This window comes from Microbacterium wangyouchuni, assembly GCF_051546305.1.
Taxonomy (GTDB): Bacteria; Actinomycetota; Actinomycetes; order Actinomycetales; family Microbacteriaceae; genus Microbacterium.
In genome coordinates, this window is sequence record NZ_JBPTMA010000019.1 from 1 (window position 1) to 1,775 (window position 1,775).

General features: G+C 63.9%; 2 protein-coding genes. One reads left to right on the forward strand and one right to left on the reverse strand.

Annotated features, from left to right (window positions below):
- Nucleotides 1-74: 74 nt before the first annotated feature.
- Nucleotides 75-1,058 carry a helix-turn-helix transcriptional regulator gene (locus ACSS7Z_RS16210; RefSeq protein ID WP_438255907.1) on the reverse strand — a complete coding sequence of 328 codons (984 nt, stop codon included), beginning with the start codon at nucleotides 1,056-1,058 and terminating at the stop codon, nucleotides 75-77.
- Between the two features lie 60 nt (nucleotides 1,059-1,118).
- Between ACSS7Z_RS16210 and ACSS7Z_RS16215 the strand changes: the two genes are divergently transcribed.
- A partial coding sequence (locus tag ACSS7Z_RS16215; RefSeq protein WP_438255908.1) for an epoxide hydrolase family protein occupies nucleotides 1,119-1,775 on the forward strand: 657 nt, incomplete at its 3' end.

Consider the following 1,775-nt stretch of genomic DNA (forward strand, 5'->3'; position numbering starts at 1 on the left):
CGACGCAGCCGTCTCGTCCATTGTGGAGGATGCCGCGGCCAACGCAGCGCAGTGTCCAACCTTGATGAGTGGCTTCATGACGATGGTTCATCTGTCGGGAGTGGTTTCGAGGTCCCGGCTCGACTGAGGCGCGCGCCTAGTTTTGCGAGGGTCGCGCGCAGGTCGTCGCCTTCGAGAACGTCGAACTCGATTCCAGTGATCCCCAGGTAGAGTGCGAACTCTTCGGGCGAACCGCTGCCTGCTGCCAGTTCGCAGGTGTGGTCGTCGACGGGTTTGACCTCGGCGATTGTGGGTCCGAAGTGGGCTGCGACTTCCGTGGCAGGAGCGTGCATTCGCACTCGGTAGTGATAACGGTAAGGTGCCGATGTGATGCTCTGGGTCGTGAATTCGCGTACCGCATCGTCGGGGATCTCTCTCGCGACGAATGGCTCGGCTAACGGCAGACTTGGGGTGAGGCGATCGAGTCGAAACGTTCGCCACGCATCGCGGTCGGGATCTCGGGCGACCACGTACCAGCGAGTGCCCGTGTGGACGATGCGATGGGGTTCGATGGTGCGGCGCACTTCCGCCCCGTCATGGCGCCGGTAATCGATTCGCAGAGCGCGAGACTCTCGGATGGCGCGGGCGATCGTAACGACGGTGTCAAGGTCCACCTCTCCTCGTCTGCCGAGCGGAACGATGGCGTTCTCCACTGCCGAGATACGCTCCCTGGTCTCGGACGAGAGTGACTGTTCGAGTTTGACCAGTGCTCGCGCGGCGGCATCCTCGATCCCGGTCACCGTCGCGCTGGCTGCGGCGCGTAATCCCACGGCGATCGCGACGGCTTCGTCGGCTGACAGCACGAGTGGAGGGATGGCGGCGCCGATTCCGAGCCGGTAGCCGCCGCCGACTCCGGGCACTGAGTCGATGCCGTAGCCAAGTCCGCGCAAGTCATCAATATCGCGGCGCAGAGTGCGGGCGCTCACTTCGAGGCGTGCCTGTAATTCGGCGCCGCTCCAGTCTCGGTGCGCTTGCAGGAGGCCGAGGAGGGCGAGTGTTCGTCCGGTGGTGCGAGGCATAGTCCATCTTCTCCTTAATTGCGGCCGTATTATGGCCGCAATGGCCGGGAGTATGGATTTATGAGCGAATCAACGAAAATTAGTCCCTTCCGCGTCGACATCTCTGAACACGAGCTCGACAACCTCCGCCAGCGACTGCACGACGTGCGGTTCCCGGCGCCGCTTCCCGGCGACGGTTGGAGCGACGGCGTTCCGATTACCTACCTGCAGGAGCTCACGTCGAAGTGGGAGGCGTTCGATTGGTCTGCTTACCAAGACCGCCTGAACGACATCCCTCAGTTCACGACGGTCATCGATGACCAGGTCATCCACTTTGTGCACGTGCGCTCGGGCGTGCCCGGGGCGGTGCCGCTCCTGTTGACGCACGGCTGGCCGGGGTCATTTCTGGAGTTCCTCGATATCATCGGCCCGCTGACCGACCCCGCGGCGCACGGCGGTGACGCATCCGATGCGTTCGATGTCATCATCCCCTCGCTTCCCGGGTTCGGATTCTCAACCCCCGTGACATCTGGCGGTTGGACGACGCGGCGGATCGCTGAGGCCTGGGTCGAGCTGATGGACAGGCTCGGCTACGACCGTTTCGCGACCCAGGGTGGCGACATCGGGGCGGGCGTCGCGCCGGAGATAGCCCAGGTCGTGCCCGACCGGGTCATCGGAGTACACGTGAACGGAACACTAGGCTTCGTGCCCGAGGTCGACGACGAAACGGCCGCGTCA